Here is a 19,949-nt window from a genome sequence, read left to right as displayed (position 1 = left end):
TTGGAGCGGCCCGGCGGGTGCGGCCCCCGGAGATCCGGGGGCCGCACCCGCCACTCGGCCTTCACCTGCCTTCTGCGGTGATCAGACGAGCGTTGGAACAGCGATGCTGTGAAACCCAGCGCTACCGACCGGGAGTTACTTGACGCCCAGGTTCAGGTAGCTGTACTGGCCGCTGTAGGCCTCGGTCACGAGCACGTTCGTCACGTTGGCCGGGCGGAAGAGCAGCTGGTTGGCGTAGGTGAACGGCACCACGGCCGCGTCCTCCATGGCCGTCTTGTCGATCTGCGCGTAGATCTCGTTGCGCTTGTTGACGTCGCCTTCCTTGGTGGAGGCGGCGAACAGGTCGTTGATCGACTTGAGGTTCGTCTCCGACAGGTTGGTGTTACCGGCCGGCTTGATCGACGCACCGTCGAGGATCTGCTGGAGGAAGCCGAAGCCGGAGGGCCAGTCGGCGCCCCACTTCATCATGATCAGGCCGATGTTGTTCGACTTGTTGAACGACGGAGCGCCCGCGTACTTGGTGAAGTAGTCACCCGACGGGTAGCCCTTGATGTTCGCCTTGATGCCGGCCTTGGCCAGACCCTGCTGGACGGCGGTCGCGGCCGCCATCTCCTTGGGACGGTCCGAGCGGGCGGTCAGGTTGGTGGTGAAGCCACCCGCCTTGCCGCACGCGGTCAGCTGCTCCTTGGCCTTGGCCACGTCGCCCGTGTTGCCCGCGGAGGGGTACAGGTCGAACTTCTGGTGGCCGGTGACGGTCGGCGGCAGGATGGTGGACGCCAGGGCGCCACCGGCCAGCGGGCCGCCGAGGCCGGTCTGCACGGAGACCTTGTCGATCGCGAACTGCACGGCCTTGCGGCACGCGACGTTGTTCAGCGGGGCGACGTTCGGGTTGATCGCCATGTAGGTCAGCGTTCCACCGGTGGTGACGTCGCTGTTCTTCTTCTGCGCGGCGGAGCCGAGGACCTTCGGCTGGGCCGCGGTCGAGACGCCCGCACCGGACAGGTCGACGTCCAGGGCGCCGGACATGAGGCGCTGGTCGATGTCGTCCTGGTTCTGGTTCAGGGCCACCGAGATGGTGTCGGGGTAGGCCTTGCGCAGCGGGTCGGTGTCAGCGCTCCAGTTGGTGTTGCGGGAGAGCTTCATCGCCTTGCCGGGCTCGTACGAGTCGATCTTGTACGGGCCGGAGGAGACGATGGACTTCTTGTAGTTGAGGCCCTTGTCCTTGGCCTGCGGCACCGGCGCGGTCTGCGGCATGGTGGCGAGGTAGTCGAACTCGGCGAACGGCGCGTTCAGGTGGAACACGATCGTGTAGTCGTCCGGGGTCTCGATGGACTTGAGGCCCTCGGTCGACTTGTCCTTGTACGGGCCCTTGTAGCCGCCGGGGTTGTCGACCAGGTACTGCTTGAAGTACTTCGGGCCGAGCTGGAGCTCGGAGGTGAAGTTGGAGCGCTCCACCGCGTACTTGACGTCCTGGGCCTTGATCTCGGTGCCGTCGTCGTACTTGACGCCCTTGCGGATCTTGTAGGTCCAGGTCTTGCCGTCGTCGGCGGACTCGCCCAGGCCCTCGGCGAGGTCGCCGGTCAGCTCGAGGCCGGCCTTGCCGGGGGCGTCCTTGAAGGCCACCAGGGCGCGGGCGTAGTTGCGCGCGAAGTTCCAGGAGTAGGCGTAGTAGGTGTCGCCGGGGTCGGGCGAGTCCCAGTCGCTCGACATGGCGTACTTGAGCTCGCCCCCCGTCTTGTCGGAGGGGTTGACGACCGCGGTGTTGGCGGCGTCGGCCTTGGCGGCGGACGTGGCGCCGGTGCCGGACTTCGAGTCGCCGCTGTCGCTGCCGCAAGCGGTCAGCCCAGCCGCGAGGATCGCGGCGGCGGCGATGGAGCCACCGATCTGGATCTTGTTCATTGTGCGGAACGCACCCTTCTGGGAACCAACAGGGAGAGACATGAGCCTTGGAGCGGGCTCACCGGGCACGGGGGTCGAGCGCGTCACGCAGCCCGTCCCCGAGCAGGTTGAAGGCCATGACCGTGATGAAGATGGCCATGCCCGGAATGATCATGAAGAACGGGGTGTTCTCGTAGGTGGGCACCGCGAGGGTGAGCATGCCGCCCCACGACGGGCGCGGCGGCGCGATGCCGACTCCCAGGAAGGACAGAGCCGCCTCGAACAGGATGTTCGTGGGGATCAGCAGCGTCGAGTACACGATGATCGGGGCGATGAGGTTCGGGAGAACCTCCTTGAAGATCACGTAGAAGTGACTCGCGCCGAGGCTTCGTGAGGCGTCGACGAACTCGCGCTCGCGGAGCGTCAGGGTCTGGCCCCGCACGATCCGGCCGATGTACGGCCAGGCGAAGAACCCGATCACGAAGATCAGCACCGCGATGCGCAGGTAGTCGCCCTGCAGGAAGGCGATCTTGTCGGGCATGACGCCGACCAGGGCGATCGCGAACAGCAGCAGCGGGAAGGCCAGGAAGACGTCCATGGCACGGCTGATGATCGTGTCGACCCAGCCGCCGAAGTAGCCGGCGATGACGCCCATGACCGTTCCGATCACGACCGACAGCAGGGTCGCGAGGAACGCCACGAGCAGGGAGACGCGGGCACCGGAGACGATCCGCGACAGCATGTCGCGGCCGCTGTTCGGTTCCACGCCCAGCCAGTGGTCCCCGCTGATGCCCGAGTGCATGAACCCGCCGTACGGGCGCTGGAAGGTCGGGTCGATCAGGTTCCCGTTGAACTTGTTCGGGTCCTGCAGGAAGAACGGGCCGACGATCGCCACCACGATGAGCAGGACGATGATGACCGCGCCGACGAGGGCCGCCTTGTCGCGCTTGAGGCGCAGCCAGGCGATCTGGCCCAGCGAACGGCCCTGGACGTCCTTCCTGTCGACGCCCTTAAGGACGTCTTCGGGGTGAGCTTCGAGCTCGCCCTTCGAAACATCAAGAGGCGCTGTCACGCCAGTTTCCTCCCCTGCCACCGTGACACCAGCGGCTTCGCCAGCCGTGATGTACGTGCCCCTTGTACCGGCGTTTGCGCTGGTCCAGGGCACGTAAGACGGCGTACTTAACAGAAAGTTACCGTCTGATGACACGCCTTGCGGACTTGCGGCCGGCGACCCGCAGGGCCGCACCACCGAACTTGTCCCTATTTCGGACGTGTGGGAGGAGGTTATCCGTACTTCCGATATGAGTTGCAACTCACAAGACAAGATCACGGGAAGATTTACCGTAGCGAGTCCGCTTCGATATCAAAAAAACCCGCACATCCCCCTGGATGTGCGGGTTTTCCTGTAGCTGTGGTAGTGGCGGAAGAAGTTCCTAGTTGATGCCCCTGCGCCGCAGGATTTCCTCGATGTCCCCGAGATCGTCGCCAAGGTTTGCGTCGGGCTTCTGACCTCGGGAAACCGCGGGACGCTCCCCCGGACGGGCCTGGCGGGGCTCCTTGGGTGTGCGGAGCTTCACCCCCGAGACCACGTAGAGGGCACCCGCGGCACCGAGGGTCACGACGCCCGCCCACTTCACCGGGCTGAACACCAGGTCGCTCAGGAACTCGGTGAGGCCCGTCAGGTAGAAGCCGAGCGGGACCAGGGACCAGGCCGCGCCGCGCAGGCCCGAGGCGGTCCCACGCCTCTTGGCCGCGCCCCAGCTCGCGAACAGCCCGAGAGCCGTGATCGCCAGACTGATCGTGAACAGCAGTGCGTCGCTCATCTCTACTCCCCCAGGGTGGTGGTGACGCCATGGTCACACGCGGCGGGCCGCGTTCCCATCCTCCGTCAGAAGGGTTCCCACCCCTAAGGGAGAACGCTCCCGCCCCCGAGGAGTTCCCTGAGACCGTCCAGGGACAGGCCCTCCAGCGTGGGAACGACCGTCCGGGTGGGCGCCTCCGGGATCGCCACGATGCCCGGCACCGCGATCACCGCGCAGCCCGCCGCCTCGCCCGCGGCGACTCCGGTCGGCGAGTCCTCCAGCACCACGCAGGCCGCCGGATCGACGCCGAGCAGCCGGGCGGCCTTCAGATAGGGCTCGGGGTGCGGCTTGGTGTGCTCCACCTCGTCGCCGCAGACGGTGACCTTGAACAGGTCCCGGCCGATCGCGTCGATGGCGGCGTCGGCGAGCTGCCGTACCGTCGAGGTCACCAGCGCCACCGGCACCCCCGAGGCGCTCACCTCGACCAGGAGCTCCTTGGCCCCCGGCATCAGCACCACGCCGGTCGAGAGCCGGGCCGCCATGAGGGTCAGCAGGCGCTCGGCGACCAGCTCACGCGGCTGCGGCCGGGTCGCCAGGCCGAGCATGTAGTCGACGGTCCGCCACAGGGAGCCGCCCACCACCTGGTCCTGGTGCTCCACGTCCCACGGGCCCTCGAGCCAGTCCATGATCTCGTGTTCCACCGCCAGCCACTCCGGCTCGGAGTTGATCAGAGTGCCGTCGAGATCGAAGAAAACCGCCTGAAGGGTCACGTGATCCGAGCTTAGGCGACCGGGTGAAACGGAAGGAGTCCAGGCTCACACCGCGAAGGGGCACATGACGGAACAGAGCTGGGCACAGTAGCGTTCCCCGAACAACTACCGACTGGTAAGGAGAACCCCCCATGACGTACCGGTCCATCCTCGTCGGAACCGACGGTTCCAGCACGTCCTTCCGCGCGGTCGACAGGGCCGCGAGCCTCGCCGGCGACACCGGCGCCGTCCTCGTCCTCGTCTCCGCCTACCACCCGATGCCCGAGAAGGAGCGGCTCACCGCCTCCGACACCCTCGGTGATCTCGCCTACAAGGTGCAGGGCGCCACACCCGCGGAGGACGTGCTGCGGGCCGCCCGCGAACGCGCGATCGCCGCGGGAGCCAAGCAGGTCGAGGAGATCGCCGTCGAGGGCGACGCCGTCGACGTGCTGTCCAACGTGGCCCGGGAGAAGGGCGTCGATCTGGTGGTCGTCGGCAACCGGGGACTCAACAGCCTCGCCGGCCGGCTGCTCGGCTCGGTGCCTGCGAACCTGTCGCACAAGTCGCCCGTGGACGTCCTGATCGTCCACACCACGGACGGTAAGTAGGCGGGTCAGCCCCGGTAATCCCTGCCGCACCAGGGATGCCGGGCTCTTGGCTGGGTACGGGTCCGGCTGAAGGACTGGGTACGGGTCCGGCTGAAGGACGTAGGCTGGAAACGGCTCCGATCTTCATGTACGAGCTGTCCGACGAGTAACCCGAACCCCCGGTAGGAGGCCGTGTGCCCGAGCTCGAATCCGTGCCGGAACTCAACGATCCGGTCCTGGTCGCCGCGTTCGAAGGCTGGAACGACGCGGGCGAGGCGGCCAGCGGGGTGATCGCGCACCTCGCGGAGAGCTGGAACGCCGAGCAGATCGTCGAACTCGACCCCGACGACTACTACGACTTCCAGGTCACCCGGCCGCTGGTGGAGTTCGACGAGGAGACCGACGAACGGCGCATCGTCTGGCCGACCACCCGCGTGTCGGTGGCACGGCTCGACAACGGCCGCGACGTGGTCCTGCTGCACGGCATCGAGCCGAACATGCGCTGGCGGGCGTTCTGCCGCGAGATCACCGAGGTGATGTCGCGTCTCGGCGTCAAGACCGCGATCATGATCGGCGCCCTGCTCGCCGACGCGCCGCACACCCGGCCGGTCCCGGTCACCGGAGCCGCGACCGATCCCGGCCTCGCGAGCGTCCTCGACCTCGAGCCGTCGCGTTACGAGGGGCCGACCGGCATCCTGGGCGTCCTGCAGGACGGCCTGACCCGCAACGGCATGGCCACCGTGTCGCTCTGGGCGGCGGTCCCCCACTACGTGTCCAGCCCGCCCTCGCCCAAGGCCACCCTGGCCCTGCTCCGCCGGGTCGAGGACATCCTGGACGTCACGGTGCCGCTGGGAGAACTCCCCGAGCAGTCCCGCGCCTGGGAGGAGGGCGTCAACGAGCTCGCCGAGCAGGACACCGAGGTCGCCGAGTACGTCCGCACCCTGGAGGAGCAGAAGGACGCCGCCGAGCTGCCCGAGGCCACCGGCGACTCCATCGCCCGCGAGTTCGAGCGCTACCTGCGCCGTCGCGGCACCGAACCGCCCGTCTGATCAAATCAGGCGATCCGGATAAGCTGACGGCATGCGATCCTGGTCCTCCCCTGACGTGCCCCGGCTCACCGACCTGGGCCTGCCCGGCCCCGGTCCGGCCCTGAGGGTCTACGACTCCGGCACGAGGAGCGTCAGGGAGACCACCCCGGGCGAGACCGCCCGGATGTACGTCTGCGGGATCACCCCCTACGACGCCACCCACATGGGCCACGCCAACACCTACGTGGCCTTCGACCTCGTCGGCCGGGTGTGGCGCGACGCCGGGCACGAGGTCCTCTACGTCCAGAACGCCACCGACGTCGACGACCCGCTGTTGGAACGTGCCGAGGCGACCGGGGTCGACTGGCGCGACCTCGCCGAACGCGAGATCGAGCTGTTCCGCGAGGACATGACGGCCCTGCGCGTCCTGGCCCCCGCGCACTACATCGGCGCCGTCGAGGCCATCCCGATGATCATTGAGATGATCTCCGATCTGAAGGCCCGCGGCGTCACCTACGACCTCGACGGCGACCTCTACTTCCCGGTCGAGGCCGACCCCGACTTCGGGCAGGTCTCCGGGCTCGGCGCCGAGGAGATGCTGGCGCTGTTCGCCGAGCGCGGCGGCGACCCCGGCCGCGAGGGCAAGAAGGACCCGCTGGACGCCCTGCTGTGGCTGGCCCAGCGGCCCGGCGAGCCCGGCTGGGAGTCCCCGTTCGGCACGGGCAGGCCCGGCTGGCACATCGAGTGCTCCGCGATCTCCCTGCGCTACCTCGGCATGTCCTTCGACCTCGAGGGCGGCGGCAGCGACCTCGCCTTCCCCCACCACGAGATGGGCGCCTCGCACGCCCAGGCCGCCACCGGCACCAAGCCCCACGCCCACGCCTACGTCCACGCCGGGATGGTCGGCCTCGACGGCGAGAAGATGTCCAAGTCGCGCGGGAACCTCGTGTTCGTCTCCAAGCTGCGCCGCGCGGGCGTCGACCCGATGGCCGTCCGGCTCGTCCTGCTCGCCCACCACTACCGCTCCGACTGGGAGTGGACCGACCCGCAGCTCACCGCCGCCCAGGAGCGCCTGGAGGCCTGGCGGGCCGCCGTCGCCCGCCCCGCCGCCGCCCCGGCCGGGCCGCTGCTGGCCGAGGTCCGCGCCGCGATGAGCGACGACCTCGACGCGCCGCGGGCCCTCGCCGCGATCGACCGGTGGGCCGCCGCCCCCGGCACCGACGAGGCCGCGCCCGGACAGGTCAGGGCCATCGCCGACGCCCTGCTGGGCCTGGCGCTCTGATCTTCTAGGATGGTGGGCATCATGAGCCTTCCGCCCGGGACCCGCGCTTGCTAGAGGTCCTTCTCCTGGCCGCCGCGATCGGGCTGATCGCGCTCAACGGCCTGTTCGTAGCCGCCGAGTTCAGTCTCATCACCGTCGACCGGGCCAATGTCGAAGCCCGGGCCGACCTGGGCAGCAAGGCGGCGGGCAGGGTCCTCACCAGCCTGCGGACCCTCACCTTCCAGCTTTCGGGCGTCCAGCTCGGCATCACCGTCACCTCGCTGATGGTCGGCTACCTGGCCCAGCCGTCGCTCGCCTCCCTGCTGGAGGGCACCGGCTGGATCGGCGACGCCCTCGCCACCGCCCTCGCCCTGTTCATCGCCACCCTCACCCAGATGCTGTTCGGCGAGCTGATCCCCAAGAACCTGGCGATCGCCAGGCCCTACCCGGTGGCGGCCGCCGTCACCACCCCGGTCCAGCTGTTCGCCAAGGCCGGACGGCCGGTCATCGCGTTCTTCAACGGGGTCGCCAACCGGGTCGTGCGCGGCCTCGGGATCGAGCCGCAGGAGGAGCTGGCCTCGGCCCGCTCCCCGCAGGAGCTCGCCTCCCTGGCCCGCCGCTCCGCCGAGGCCGGAACCCTGCCCGACCGGGTCGCCTCCCTGGTCCACCGCACGCTCACCTTCGGCGACCGGACCGCGGGCGACGTCATGACGCCCCGCTCGCGGATGCACATGCTCGACGCCGAGGACCCCGTCGCCGAGATGCTCAGCCAGGCCCGCTCGCACGGCCACAGCCGCTTCCCCGTCTATCGGGACGGCCCCGACGACATCGTCGGGATCGTGCACATCCGGCAGGCCATCGCCGTCCCGTCGGACCGGCGCAGGCTCGTCCGGGTCGGCGACATCGCCGTCGCGCCCGCCCGCGTCCCGGAGACCCTGGCGCTGGAGAAGCTGTTCCCGCGGATGCGCGAACAGAACGTCCACCTCGCCGTGGTGATCGACGAGTACGGCGGGACCGCCGGCATGGTCACCGCCGAGGACCTGCTCGAGGAGCTCGTCGGCGAGGTCCGCGACGAGCACGACACCGATCGGGCCCCCGTCGTCCAGATCCGCTCCGGCGTCTGGGAGCTCAGCGGGCTGCTCCGCCTCGACGAGGTCGCCGAGTTCCCCGGCGCCGCCCTGCCCGAGGGCCCCTACGACACCGTCGCCGGGCTGCTCGTCCACGGCCTCGGCCGGCTGGCCCACCTCGGCGACACCGTCATCCTCGACGACCCCGCGTCGCGCCTGACCGCGGCCCGCATGGACGGCCGCCGCGTCGACCGCGTCATCCTGGAGCTGCTCCCATGACGGCCATCGCCGTAGCGATCCTGCTCGTGCTGTGCAACGCGTTCTTCGTGGCGGCGGAGTTCTCGCTGATCGCGACCCGCCGCAGCCAGATCGAGCCGCTCGCCGAGACCGGGAACCGCAGGGCCCGCACCACGCTCGGCGCCATCGACAACGTCACGCTGATGCTCGGCGGGGCACAGCTCGGCATCACCGCCTGCTCGCTCGGGCTCGGCGCCACCGGTGAACCGGCCGTCGCGCACTTCCTGGAGGCGCCGCTGCACGCCGCCGGGATCCCCGAAGGGCTCCTCCACCCGATCTCCTTCACCATCGCCCTGGCCGTCGTGGTGTTCATCCACATGGTCCTCGGCGAGATGGTGCCGAAGAACGTCGCGCTGGCCGGACCCGAACGGGCCGCGCTGCTGCTCGCCCCGCCCCTGGCGATGATCGTCCGGCCGCTGCGGCCCCTCATCTCCGCGCTGAACCACGTGTCGGCCCTGCTGCTGCGGGCCTTCGGCGTGAGGCAGGCGAGCGGGGTCACCTCGGCGTTCACCCGCGAGGAGGTGTCGGCGCTGGCCGCCGAGTCACGCGGCGCCGGCCTGCTCGACGAGGAGGACCACGCGCTGCTGTCCGGCGCCCTGGCCATAGAGGACAAGACCGCGGCCGAGGTCGCGGTGCCCGCCCGCGACATCCAGACCGTCGCGGCGTCGGTGACGATCGGCGAGCTCGAGCGGCTCGTCACCGCCACCGGCTTCTCACGCTTCCCGGTGCGCGGCGCCGAACGCGGCCGCTACCAGGGCTACATCCACCTGGTCGACCTCCTCGACCTGCTCGAGACCGAGGTCTCGGCGACGCCGCTGCCCGCGGCCAGGATCAGGCCGCTGCGGGCGGTGCGCAGCGACGCGGTGCTCGGCGAGGTCCTCGGCGAGCTCCGCCAGGCCGGCACCCACCTCGCCGAGGTCCGTGACGCCACCGGCACGACCGTCGGCGTCATGTTCTTCGAGGACGTCCTCACCGCCCTCATCGGCGACCGCTGAGGCGGCCCCGGACCCGGCGGAGGATCAGCCGCCCAGGACGGTCCGCCAGGCGGAGCGGTCGCCCGGACGCCCGGAGAAGTCGTAGCGGACCGCGTCCCCTGCCAGGGCGACCAGGCTGACCGAGGTCGAGGCGAACACCCGCTCCCCCTCGTGGCGCAGCAGCAGTGCACGGGGATCGGCGGGATCGAGCCCGTCACCCTCCACCAGCGGCAGCCACGGCCCCCACGCCGCCGCCGTCTCCCCCTCGGCCGGATCGGGCCGGTCCACGGCCTCCAGGCGCGGGGTGAAGTGCTCCAGGCGGGCGCGGATGCCGTCCAGGCCCGCCTTGGGGATCGAGCCGCCCGTCGCCGCGCACGTGCCGCTCAGGCCGGTGTTCACCACGATGTGCAGGCCCGGCTCGAGCCACTGGTCGGTCAGGTCGGTGCCGGTCCAGGTCCACAGCCGGACCTTCGACGGCTCCCCGCAGATCAGGTGGAACGGGTCGATCCTGGTCAGGTCCAGATCGCCGAGATCGCCGTCGGCCGCGGCCCGCAGCGGCAGGTCTCCCCGCGACAACCGCGTCTCCTCCAGGGCCAGGACGCCCGTCCCGTTGAGGACGCAGCCGGCCCGCGGGACCGAGGGGTCGACCGCCAGCCAGGTGCCGCCCGCCAGCCGGTCGCGCCCGCCGAGCACGCCGGGACGGTCCGGCCAGTGGGCTCCGGGCGGGTCCCAGGCCCGGTCGGCGAACTCATCACGGATTCCGGCCAGCAGCAGGGGGAAGCGCGCGGCGGGATCGAAGCTCACGAGGGCGGTGCACATCCCGCCATTTCACCAAGCGCCCGCCCGGCCGCTCACATCGGGGGCCAGGGAATGGCGGGCCAGTCCTCGGGCGGGTAGGGATGGACGCGGTGCTTCAGCATCAGGTCGACCCGCCGCCGGGTCGCCTCCACCTCGTCAGCGGTGACGAGCTCCGCCAGCCGTCCGCCGAGCGCCCCGTCGAGCTGCGCCCTGACCTTCTGCAGCGCCTGGATCGCCAGCGGCTTCAGCGGCTTGCCGCGCCACTGCCACAGGACGGTCCTGAGCTTGTACTCCGTGGAGAAGCAGACGCCGTGGTCGCAGCCGTGCACATGGCCGCCCTCGACCGGCAGCAGATGGCCGATCTTGCGATCCGCGTTGTTGATCACCGCGTCGAACACCGCCATCCGCCGGATCGCCGGATCGTTGGCCCTCGACAGCGCGACCAGGTCGACGCTCTCGTCGGTGTCGATCCACAGCTGGACCATGCCGGGTCCGTAGGGGCCGTCGCGGTGCACGGTCGGCGGCACGATCCGCCAGCCCATCGCCTGGGAGACCAGGTAGGAGGCGACCTCGCGGCCGGCGAGCGTGCCGTCGGGGAAGTCCCACAGCGGACGCTCCCCCGCGATCGGCTTGTACACGCACCTGGCGGCGACGCCGTCGAGTTCGATGTCGCAGCGGAGGGTCGCGTTGGACGCCTGGACGAGCCTGCCCTCGATCGTCAGCGTTCCGTGGGTGAGGAGCGCCTCTGCGTCCTCAACCGGGGAGGGCGTCATGGTGTTCTCAGATGACCGTTCTGCCGGGGGCACACGTGCCCGAGCGCGTCGAGGGGGAGCCCGCACAGCGGGCAGGGCGGCCGTCCGGCCGCCACGAGTTTCAGTGCCCGTTCGGCGAAGGCGCGGGCACGGGCCGCGCTGATCGAGACGCGCAGGACCAGGCCGTCGTCATCCTCCTCCTCGTCCTCGCCGCCCTCCTGGGCCTCGATGACGATCCGCTCGTCCTCCGGGTCCCAGGCCAGGGCCATCGACCCGACCCGGAACTCCTCCTCCACCGGCTGGGCCAGCGGCCCGTCGTCGCGCAGCCCGTCGGGCGTGACCGCCGGGACGTGGGCGGCGCCGCCACTGCGCCGCAGCACCTCGTCCAGAAGCTCCTCGAGCCGCTCTGCGAGCAGGCTGACCTGGAACTTCTCCAGTGCCACGCTGGTGACACGCCGCCCCTCGGCCGCCTGGAGATAGAACTCGCGCGCTCCCGGCTGGCCGACCGTACCGGCGACGAACCGGTCCGGCATGTCATAGGAGATGACCGGCATTCTGTGCATTACCCCCTTGGCTACGCCCCACCGCCCCCAAACGACCCTACGCGCCGCCGCCGACGGCCGCGTCACCGTCCCCCTGGTTGGGCGGGATCAGCCCCTTGACGTCGCCGCCGCAGTCGTTCATGCGCACCAGGAACGGGCGAGTCTCGGTGTAGCGGATCACCGTCACGGACGCCGGATCGACCTGGATCCGCTGGAACTGGTCCAGATGGAGGCCCAGGGCGTCCGCGATGATCGACTTGATGATGTCGCCGTGCGAGCAGACCGCGTAGACGGCCTCACCCCCCAGCCGGGCGTTCCAGTCCCGGACGGCCGTGACGGCCCGGTGCTGCGCCGTGGCCAGGGACTCGCCGTCCTCTCCGGGGAAGGTGACGGCGCTCGGATGGTTCTGCACGACCTTCCACAGCGGCTCCGCGGCCAGATCCTTCAGCTCACGGCCGGTCCAGTCACCGTAGCGGACCTCGCCGAACCGGTCGTCGATCTCGGGCTTGTCCAGCCCGTCCCTGCCGTCCAGGAGGGCCTGGGCCGTCTCGATGCACCGTTCCAGCGGGCTGGACACCACGAGGGAGAGCGGGACACCGGCCAGCCGCCGCCCGGCCGCCGCCGCCTGCGCCCGCCCCCGCTCGTCCAGGGGCACGCCGGGCATCCATCCGGTCAGGATCGGCCCGGTCTTCGCGGTGAGTCCATGGCGAACGAGCAGAACAGTGGTCACAGGATGTACTTTATGCCCGACAATGGCGGACGTGATTATCGACTGCGCCATTTATCGGAACGGCTTCCGCGAGGACGTCGACGGCGGCATCAGCGAGGCGCTGACGACCGCCAGATCCGACGGTGACGCCTTCCTGTGGATCGGCCTGCACGAACCGTCCGCGGAGGAGTTCGACGAGGTCAAGAAGGAACTGCGGCTGCACCCGCTGGCCATCGAGGACGCCGCCAACGGCCACCAGCGGCCCAAGCTGGAACACTACGGCGACACCGTGTTCGTCGTGCTGAAGACCGTGACCTACACCCGTCCCACGGCCATCGAGCTCGGCGAGATCATGCTCTTCGTCGGCAAGGACTTCGTGATCACCGTCCGGCACGGCAAGGCCAACCCGCTGCGCGAGGTGCGCCGGCGCCTCGAGGCCGACCACGCGCTGCTGGCCTCCGGAACCGGCGCCGTCCTCTACTCCGTGTGCGACGACATCGTCGACTCCTACGACCGGATCGCCCACGACATCGAGGCCGACATCATCGACCTCGAACGCCGCATCTTCACCCGCGGCCGCGACGACGTCACCGAGGACATCTACACGCTCAAGCGCGAGATCCTCGAGTTCAGGACCGCCGAGGACCCGCTGATCCCCGTCGTCCAGGAGATCGTCAAGGGGCGGGTGGCGCTCTGCGCGAAGACCGAGGACCGCTTCCGCAACGTCCTCGACCACCTGCTCCGCGCCGACCAGCAGATCGACGCCCACAACGAGCTCGTCACCAACGTCCTCACCGCCCATCTGGCCCTGCTCGGCAAGCAGCAGAACGAGGACGTCCGCAAGATCTCGGCGTGGGCGGCGATCCTGGCGATCCCGACCGCGATCGCCGGGATCTACGGCATGAACTTCTCCCACATGCCCGAGCTCCGCTGGACCTACGGCTACCCGCTGATCCTGACGTTCATGGGCACCGGATGCTTCCTGCTGTACCGCAAGCTCAAGAAGTCGGGCTGGCTTTAGCGCGTCCGGGGAACGGGCCGAGCAGGGTCGCCCACAGGTCCGTGGTCAGGCCGTTGTGCTCCAGCCGTTCCCTGATGCGCTCGATCGTGCCGCGGGTGGGCAGCGACAGGGCGAGCATCAGCGGGAAGCCGAGCCCGAACGCGACCGTCATCGGCACGAGGCTGTCGGAGACCATCGACAGCGGCAGGCCGGCCAGGACCACCGCCTCGGTCATCGCGAACCGCAGGAACAGCGTCGCGCGGAACGAGCTCGACGCCGCCGCGGCCACCCGGTCGGGCGCCAGGTCCGGCGACAGCGGCGGCGGCAGCCGCCGCACGACCAGCAGGACCGCCAGGGCCAGCGCGATCACCGCGGCCTCCGCCCACACGGGTGGCGCGTCGAGATGGTGGGTCTCGATCCGGACGATGAACGGCGACATCGCCGCCACCAGGACCGGCATCGGCATCAGGGCCAGGAACGTCAGCCGCAGCTGGCCGAGCATGGACCCCGAGCCGAGCGAGGAGAAGAAGCCGGGATCGCTGGCACTCGGGTCGCCAGAGGCGGGATCGCCGGAACCGGGGCCGGTCTGGAGCTCCGAATCGTCCACGGGCGGAACGATAGCCTGCGCACCGCTCCCAGTGACAGGCCTCACGTGATCGCTCCGGAGGACAGGAGGCCGAGCAGGATCCCGCCGAGGATCACCCGGTAGTAAACGAAGACCGCCGTCGAGTGCTTCACCAGGAACTTCAGCAGCCAGGCGATCGAGGCGTAGCCGACCACGAACGAGACGACCGTCGCGATGACCGTCCCCTGCACCGGGAGCCCGCCCTCGGACACGTGCCGCAGCTCGAACGCCCCGGACAGCACGACCGCGGGGATCGACAGCAGGAAGGAGTACCGCGCGGCGGCCTCCCGCGTGTAGCCGAGGAACAGCGCGCCCGTCATCGTCGATCCCGAACGCGAGGAGCCGGGCACCAGGGCCAGCGCCTGGAAGCCGCCGACGATCAGCCCGTCACGCAGCGTCAGATCCCTGACCTCGCGCTCCTGGCTGCCCGCCCATTCGGCGACCATCAGCACCAGGCCCATGACGATGAGGACCGTCGCGTTGATCCACAGATTGCGGGCCGGGCCCTCGATGAGGTCCTTGAACAGCAGCCCCACCAGGGAGATGGGGATCGTTCCAAGGCCGATGTACCAGCCCATCCGGGCGTCGGGGTGAGAGCGCAGGCTCCTGTCGAACAGGCTCCGCGTCCAGGTCCGGACGATGTCGGCGATGTCCTTACGGAAGTAGAGGATCACCGCGGCCATCGTGCCGAGCTGGATGATGGCGGTGAAGGCCGCGCCGGGGTCCTTCGTCCAGGACTCGGCGCCCAGGTCGTGCGCGACGCTCGGCACGATCAGCAGGTGCGCCGAGCTCGAGATCGGCAGGAACTCCGTCAGCCCCTGGACCACCCCCAGCACGGTGGCCTCAACTATGCCCATCCCGTCGCTCACGACCCACATGCCCTTCTTGTCCCGATTGATCTGCATCAGAGAGCGTAGTGGCCTGCGGACATGCCCTAGGCTCGGGTCCTTATGGAGCAGCGTCAGCTCGGGCGGAGCGGGCTCATGGTGTCGCGGCTGGGTCTCGGCACCATGACATGGGGGGACGGGACGGACCCGAACGAGGCTGCGTCGCAGCTCGCGGCGTTCGTCGAGGCGGGCGGCACGCTCGTCGACACGGCCGACGTGTACGCGGACGGGGTCAGCGAGCGGATCCTCGGCCAGCTGCTGCGTTCGCTGGTCGACCGCGACGACCTCGTGGTCGCCACGAAGGCGGGCCTCACCCCGCGCGGCTACGACGCCTCCAGGCGCCATCTGCTCGCGGCCCTCGACCGCTCCCTCGACCGGCTCGGCGTCGACCACGTCGACCTGTGGCAGGTCCACGCCCACGACCCCGCGACACCGTACGAGGAGACCCTCGCCGCCCTCGACGAGGCGGTCGCCTCCGGCCGGACCCGCTACGTCGGCGTCTCCAACTACGGCGGCTGGCAGCTCGCGACCGCCGCGACCTGGCAGCGCGCCTGGCCCGGACGCTGCCCGATCGTCTCCGACCAGATCGAGTACTCGCTGCTGCAACGCGAGGCCGAACGCGAGACCGTCCCGGCCGCCCTCGACTCCGGAACGTCCGTCTTGGCCTGGTCTCCGCTCGGCCGCGGAGTCCTCACGGGCAAATACCGGACCGGGATCCCCGCCGATTCCCGCGCGGCGCGCGACCGGCTGGAGGAGTTCGTGGCACCGTATCTGGGCGAGCAGAGCTCCCGCATCGTCGAGTCGGTGGCCACCGCCGCCGACGGTCTCGGCGTGACTCCGCTCGCGGTCGCCCTGGCCTGGGTCCGCGACCAGCCGGCGGTCGCCTCCGCCCTGGTCGGCGCCCGCACCACGGCCCAGTTGCGCGCCGTGCTCCTGGCCGACGACCTGACCCTGCCCGACGAGATCCGCGACGCTCTGGACGACGTATCCGATGTCTGACGCCTTCACCCTCCTGCCCGACGCCATCGCCGCCCGCGCCCGCGCCTACCTCGGCGACGACGCGAACACGCTGCTGCTCGCCGACCCCTGGGACCTGCTCAAGGTGCCGGGGATCCAGCCCGAGCAGGCCGACCACCTCGCCAAGGCGCTGCTCCCGAACGCCAATCCGCAGGATCCCAGGCGCGGCCGCGCCCTGGTCGGCCATCTGCTGGGGATCGCCGCCCGCGACGGCGACACCGCGCTTCCCGGCGCCGAGGTCGTCGAGGCCCTGAAGCGGATGCGGATCGCCGATCCGGTCGCCGCGATCAACGCCGCGATCGAGGACGGCTCCGTGGTGCTCGTCATGGTCGAGCCCGACGTCCCCGAGGACGCCGACGAGCTCCCCGACGAGGAGGAGTGGCTGGCCCTCGCCCGCTACGCGCGCGCCGAGAAGGCCGTCGCCGAGGGCGTGCAGCGGCTCCAGGCCGCTCCCCCGCTGGAGATCCCGATGGTCCACGAGGCCGCCCGCCAGGCCGTCTTCCACGGCGTCAGCATCGCCGTGGGGCCGGCCGCCGACCTCGTCGCCGAGCTCGCCGCCGCTCCGGGGCTCGCCGTCGCCGTCGCGACCGCCACGGCCGCCGCCGCCTTGGAGTTCCCGGGCGCGGTCAGCCTGCACGCCCTGCTCGGCGCGCGCGAGGGCGGCTTCGCCCGGGGACCGGAGTTCCCGCTGGAGGCCGGCCTGGTCGTCGTCGCCGGAGCCGAGGCCCTCGACGTCGAGGCCGCCGCCGCGCTCATCGAGGCCTGCCCCGACGGAACCCACCTCCTGCTGATCGGGGACCCCGGCGGGCTGGCCTCGCACCGGCCCGGACGGGTCCTCGCCGACCTGATCGACTCCGGCACCATCCCCGTCACCGAGTTCCCGCCCGACGACGACCCCCTCGCCCACTTCGTCGAGGAGGTCAGGATCGGCGCGTGGACCGAGGTCGACGCGCCCGGCCACGAGGTCGTCATCGTCCCCGTCGCCGACGGGCGCGAGGCCGCCCACCGCCTGTCCCAGCTGCTCGCCGACTCGATCCCGCGGGCCCTCGGCATCCCGACCTCCGACGTCCAGGTCCTCACCCCCGCCCTCCAGGGGACCGCCGCGCTCAACACGGCGCTGAAGGCCAGGCTCAACCCCGGTCCCGGCGCGTGCGGCGGCTTCGACGTCGGCGACCGCGTGCTCGTCGCCGTGCCCCTGCCCGGCGCCCCCGCGGGCGAGACCGGAACCGTGACGGCCGCCGCAGCGGACGGCCTGACCTTCGACTCGCCCGCCGGCGCCGTCAAGGTGCCCGCCGCCCATCTGCCGCGGCTGCGCCACGGCTGGGCCATCCCCGTGCAGCAGGCCGTCGGCACCCGCTGGCCCGCCGTCATCGCCGTGTTCCCCACCGCCGACGCCCTCACCCAGCCGCTCGCCCTGACGGCCTTCACCCGGGCGCGCCGCCACCTGTCCGTGGTGACGGCCGCGGGCCCCGCCCTGCCCGACGCGATCGCCGCGCAGGCGCCTGTCGTGCGCCGCACCCGCCTCGCCGGACTGCTGCGCTGACCGGGAAATCCCCGGATTAGAACGGAATTCTGGAGGCAGGGGGTGACTTGGGCCCCCCTGATCCGTTAGACAAGACGGAGAGTCAATAACCCCCCAGGACTCTGAGGAGGCCCATGTCCCGCCATCGAGCCCCCCGCCGCAGACGCTTCCACCGGCTCGGCCCGGCAGCGCTCGCCGTCTCGGCCAGCGCGTTCATGGTGTTCGGGGCGGCGGTGCCGGCGACGGCGGCGCCCGCCGAAGGCAAGCCGAAGACCTGTCCCAAGGGCACGGACCCGGTCACCACCTGGAACAACATCGTCTGCCAGGTGCGGAACAAGGCCGACGACATCAAGAAGAAGATCGACGAGCTGACGAACAAGAACAAGGACGACGGCAAGAAGGAGCCGGAACCGGCGAAGAAGGCCCCGCCCAAGAAGAAGGCGAAGCCGGCTCCGCCCGCGGTCCAGGCCCCGCCGCCGTCGGTGCCGCAGGGCACGTCGCGCTACACGGTGCCGCTGACCAAGGTGAACGGCTTCAAGCGGCTTCCCTCGGACACCCCCTCGACCGTCGTCCTGCCCGAGACCCCCGAGGTCGCCGGGCCGGCCGCGCCCCAGGCCGTCGCGCTGCCCGAGACCCATCTCGTGCCGGTGTCGTCGGTGACCACGCTCGGCGGGGACGGCGGGACGGCCCTGTGGGCGTCCGTGGGGGCCGGAACCGCCGCGGGCGTCGTGATGCTCCAGTTCAGCGTGATCGGCGCCAGGCTGCGCCGCAAGGCCGCGCTGGACGCCCTCACCTGAGATCCGCACGGAACGCGGAAGGGGCCCGGGAGATCTCTCCCGGGCCCCTTCCCGTGCCTGGTGCTACTGGTCGAACTGGCCGCCCATCGCGTGGACGCCGCCGTCGACATGGATGATCTCCGCGGTGGTCGCCGGGAACCAGTCCGACAGCAGGGCGACGGTCGCCTTCGCGGTCGGGACCACGTCGGTGATGTCCCAGCCGAGCGGGGCCGACTTCGACCAGCCGTCGGTGATGCCCTCGAAGCCCGGGATGGACTTGGCGGCCATCGTGCGGATCGGGCCCGCGGCGACGAGGTTGAACCGGATGCCCTGGGTGCCGAGGTAACGCGCCAGGTAGCGGTTGCAGGACTCGAGGCCGGCCTTCGCGACGCCCATCCAGTCATAGACCGGCCAGGCCGCGCGCGCGTCGAAGGTGAGACCGACGACCGAGCCGCCGTCCTTCATCATCGGCAGGCAGGCCATCGTCAGGGACTTCAGCGAGAACGCCGAGATCTCGACGGCCGTCGCGACGTCCTCCCACTTGGTGCTGAGGAAGTTGCCGCCGAGGGCCTCCTGCGGCGCGAAGCCGATGGAGTGCACGACACCGTCGATCCGGTCCCAGCCGTGGTCGCGCAGCTGCGCCTCGAGTCCGCCGAGGTGCTCCTCGTTGGTCACGTCGAGCTCGACGACCAGCGGGACGTTGTCGGGACCCGACGGCAGCTTCTTGGCGATCCGCTGCGTGAGGGTCGGCCGGGGGAACGCCGTCAGCACGACGTTCGCCCCCTCCTCCTGCGCGATCTTCGCGATCTGGAAGGCGATCGAGGCGTCGGTGAGGACGCCCGTCACCAGGATGTTCTTACCTTCGAGAATGCCCATTAGTGTCCCATTCCAAGTCCACCGTCGACGGGGATGACCGCCCCGGTGATGTACGCCGCGTCGTCACTGGCCAGGAACCGGACCGCCTTGGCGATCTCCTCCGGCTCGGCCTGCCGCTTCAGCGGGATGTTCTGCTTGATCGTCTCCTGGAGCTTCTCGTCGAGCACCGCGGTCATGTCGGTGTTCACGAAGCCCGGGGCCACGACGTTCGCCGTGATGTTGCGGGAGCCCAGCTCGCGGGCGAGGGAGCGGGCCAGGCCCACCATGCCCGACTTGGACGCCGCGTAGTTCGCCTGGCCGCCCGAACCCGACAGGCCGACGACCGAGGAGATCAGGATGATGCGGCCCTTGCGGAGCTTCATCATCCCCTTCACCGCCCGCTTGGCGACCCGGAAGGCGCCGGTGAGGTTGGTGTCGATCACCGAGGTGAAGGTCTCCTCGCTCATCAGCGCCAGGAGGGTGTCCTTGGTGACGCCCGCGTTGGCGACGACGATCTGGACCGGCCCCTGCTCGGCCTCGATCTTCGCGAAGGCCGCGTCGACCTCGGCCATGCTGGTGACGTCGCACTGGACGGCGAAGAAGCCCTCCGGAGGCTCACCCGACCGGTAGGTGATCGCAACGGCGTCGCCCGCCGCCTGCAACTCCCTGGCGATCGCGAGACCGATGCCGCGGTTACCGCCGGTGACCAGGACCGAGCGCGTCATGCGCCTAACCTCCGTGGGACGAGTAAGGAAGGGGAACGAGGAAGCGAGTAGTTCACATCACATCGCGGCACGAGGCTATCGGTCGCCGGCAGGCCCGC

The 19,949-nt window shown here is 70.4% G+C and carries 21 protein-coding genes; 9 read left to right on the top strand and 12 right to left on the bottom strand.

Translation table 11 applies throughout. The annotated features are described in order from the left end of the window. Positions 1 to 135: 135 nt before the first annotated feature. From ABD785_RS09165 to ABD785_RS09150, 4 genes are all read right to left on the bottom strand, one after another. Positions 136 to 1,899 carry an ABC transporter substrate-binding protein gene (locus ABD785_RS09165; RefSeq protein ID WP_344824675.1) on the bottom strand — a complete coding sequence of 588 codons (1,764 nt, stop codon included), beginning with the start codon at positions 1,897 to 1,899 and terminating at the stop codon, positions 136 to 138. 58 nt (positions 1,900 to 1,957) lie between these two features. Further along, complete coding sequence (locus ABD785_RS09160) at positions 1,958 to 2,950, bottom strand: ABC transporter permease (RefSeq protein ID WP_344824672.1); 993 nt, start codon at positions 2,948 to 2,950, stop codon at positions 1,958 to 1,960. A gap of 361 nt (positions 2,951 to 3,311) precedes the next feature. Continuing rightward, a complete protein-coding gene (locus tag ABD785_RS09155; protein WP_344824669.1) occupies positions 3,312 to 3,701 on the bottom strand; it encodes a hypothetical protein in 390 nt (129 codons plus the stop codon). An 83-nt stretch (positions 3,702 to 3,784) separates the two neighbouring features. Next, positions 3,785 to 4,450 carry an HAD family hydrolase gene (locus tag ABD785_RS09150; protein WP_344824667.1) on the bottom strand — a complete coding sequence of 222 codons (666 nt, stop codon included), beginning with the start codon at positions 4,448 to 4,450 and terminating at the stop codon, positions 3,785 to 3,787. Positions 4,451 to 4,581: 131 nt separating this feature from the next. Between ABD785_RS09150 and ABD785_RS09145 the strand changes: the two genes are divergently transcribed. The 5 genes from ABD785_RS09145 to ABD785_RS09125 all read left to right on the top strand — a co-directional run bounded on the left by ABD785_RS09145 (position 4,582) and on the right by ABD785_RS09125 (position 9,664). Then, positions 4,582 to 5,037, top strand: coding sequence for a universal stress protein (locus ABD785_RS09145; RefSeq protein ID WP_344824664.1), 456 nt, complete (start codon positions 4,582 to 4,584; stop codon positions 5,035 to 5,037). Positions 5,038 to 5,210: 173 nt separating this feature from the next. Beyond that, positions 5,211 to 6,065, top strand: coding sequence for a PAC2 family protein (locus tag ABD785_RS09140; RefSeq protein WP_344824662.1), 855 nt, complete (start codon positions 5,211 to 5,213; stop codon positions 6,063 to 6,065). Between the two features lie 31 nt (positions 6,066 to 6,096). Beyond that, complete coding sequence (gene mshC, locus ABD785_RS09135; RefSeq protein WP_344824659.1) at positions 6,097 to 7,326, top strand: cysteine--1-D-myo-inosityl 2-amino-2-deoxy-alpha-D-glucopyranoside ligase; 1,230 nt, start codon at positions 6,097 to 6,099, stop codon at positions 7,324 to 7,326. A gap of 47 nt (positions 7,327 to 7,373) precedes the next feature. Next, positions 7,374 to 8,651, top strand: coding sequence for a hemolysin family protein (locus tag ABD785_RS09130; protein ID WP_344824656.1), 1,278 nt, complete (start codon positions 7,374 to 7,376; stop codon positions 8,649 to 8,651). Then, entirely contained in the window at positions 8,648 to 9,664 is a 1,017-nt protein-coding gene (locus ABD785_RS09125) for a hemolysin family protein (protein ID WP_344824653.1), read from the top strand. Before ABD785_RS09130 ends, ABD785_RS09125 begins: the two co-directional genes overlap by 4 nt. Before the next feature lie 24 nt (positions 9,665 to 9,688). On the opposite strand, the gene ABD785_RS09120 is transcribed toward ABD785_RS09125, so the two are convergent. From ABD785_RS09120 to ABD785_RS09105, 4 genes are read right to left on the bottom strand one after another with little or no spacing between them, the layout of a single operon-like run. Continuing rightward, a complete protein-coding gene (locus ABD785_RS09120) occupies positions 9,689 to 10,462 on the bottom strand; it encodes an NRDE family protein (protein ID WP_344824650.1) in 774 nt (257 codons plus the stop codon). A gap of 32 nt (positions 10,463 to 10,494) precedes the next feature. Further along, positions 10,495 to 11,214 carry an SCO1664 family protein gene (locus tag ABD785_RS09115; protein WP_344824647.1) on the bottom strand — a complete coding sequence of 240 codons (720 nt, stop codon included), beginning with the start codon at positions 11,212 to 11,214 and terminating at the stop codon, positions 10,495 to 10,497. Further along, positions 11,211 to 11,747: a DUF3090 family protein gene (locus tag ABD785_RS09110; protein ID WP_344825616.1), complete on the bottom strand. Its 537-nt coding sequence runs from the start codon at positions 11,745 to 11,747 to the stop codon at positions 11,211 to 11,213. Before ABD785_RS09110 ends, ABD785_RS09115 begins: the two co-directional genes overlap by 4 nt. A 46-nt stretch (positions 11,748 to 11,793) precedes the next feature. Beyond that, positions 11,794 to 12,465, bottom strand: a complete 672-nt coding sequence (locus ABD785_RS09105) for an MSMEG_4193 family putative phosphomutase (protein WP_344824644.1) — start codon at positions 12,463 to 12,465, stop codon at positions 11,794 to 11,796. A 22-nt stretch (positions 12,466 to 12,487) separates the two neighbouring features. Between ABD785_RS09105 and ABD785_RS09100 the strand changes: the two genes are divergently transcribed. Next, entirely contained in the window at positions 12,488 to 13,465 is a 978-nt protein-coding gene (locus ABD785_RS09100; RefSeq protein WP_344824641.1) for a magnesium and cobalt transport protein CorA, read from the top strand. On the opposite strand, the gene ABD785_RS09095 is transcribed toward ABD785_RS09100, so the two are convergent. After that, positions 13,443 to 14,051: a hypothetical protein gene (locus tag ABD785_RS09095; protein ID WP_344824638.1), complete on the bottom strand. Its 609-nt coding sequence runs from the start codon at positions 14,049 to 14,051 to the stop codon at positions 13,443 to 13,445. The two genes, ABD785_RS09100 and ABD785_RS09095, sit on opposite strands and share 23 nt — an antisense overlap. Positions 14,052 to 14,092: 41 nt before the next feature. Next, on the bottom strand, positions 14,093 to 14,974 hold the full coding sequence (locus ABD785_RS09090; RefSeq protein WP_344824635.1) for an undecaprenyl-diphosphate phosphatase: 882 nt from the start codon (positions 14,972 to 14,974) through the stop codon (positions 14,093 to 14,095). Between the two features lie 45 nt (positions 14,975 to 15,019). On the opposite strand from ABD785_RS09090, the gene ABD785_RS09085 reads away from it, so the two are divergent. The 3 genes from ABD785_RS09085 to ABD785_RS09075 all read left to right on the top strand — a co-directional run bounded on the left by ABD785_RS09085 (position 15,020) and on the right by ABD785_RS09075 (position 18,292). Further along, positions 15,020 to 15,955, top strand: coding sequence for an aldo/keto reductase (locus ABD785_RS09085; protein WP_344824630.1), 936 nt, complete (start codon positions 15,020 to 15,022; stop codon positions 15,953 to 15,955). Continuing rightward, positions 15,948 to 17,516: a helix-hairpin-helix domain-containing protein gene (locus ABD785_RS09080; RefSeq protein WP_344824627.1), complete on the top strand. Its 1,569-nt coding sequence runs from the start codon at positions 15,948 to 15,950 to the stop codon at positions 17,514 to 17,516. Before ABD785_RS09085 ends, ABD785_RS09080 begins: the two co-directional genes overlap by 8 nt. Positions 17,517 to 17,629: 113 nt before the next feature. Further along, positions 17,630 to 18,292 carry a hypothetical protein gene (locus ABD785_RS09075; RefSeq protein WP_344824624.1) on the top strand — a complete coding sequence of 221 codons (663 nt, stop codon included), beginning with the start codon at positions 17,630 to 17,632 and terminating at the stop codon, positions 18,290 to 18,292. A gap of 63 nt (positions 18,293 to 18,355) precedes the next feature. Here the strand turns inward: ABD785_RS09075 and fabI are convergent, their stop codons facing one another. Continuing rightward, entirely contained in the window at positions 18,356 to 19,147 is a 792-nt protein-coding gene (fabI, locus tag ABD785_RS09070) for an enoyl-ACP reductase FabI (protein WP_344824621.1), read from the bottom strand. Then, a complete protein-coding gene (locus ABD785_RS09065) occupies positions 19,147 to 19,851 on the bottom strand; it encodes a beta-ketoacyl-ACP reductase (RefSeq protein ID WP_344824617.1) in 705 nt (234 codons plus the stop codon). The genes fabI and ABD785_RS09065 overlap by 1 nt, the downstream gene beginning before the upstream one ends. Positions 19,852 to 19,949: the final 98 nt, after the last annotated feature.

The sequence above is a fragment of the Actinocorallia longicatena genome, from assembly GCF_039534125.1.
In the GTDB taxonomy this organism is placed as follows: Bacteria; Actinomycetota; Actinomycetes; order Streptosporangiales; family Streptosporangiaceae; genus Actinocorallia; species Actinocorallia longicatena.
The sequence above is the reverse complement of the archived record's forward strand: the minus strand, read 5'-3'. Positions and strand labels throughout refer to the sequence as shown.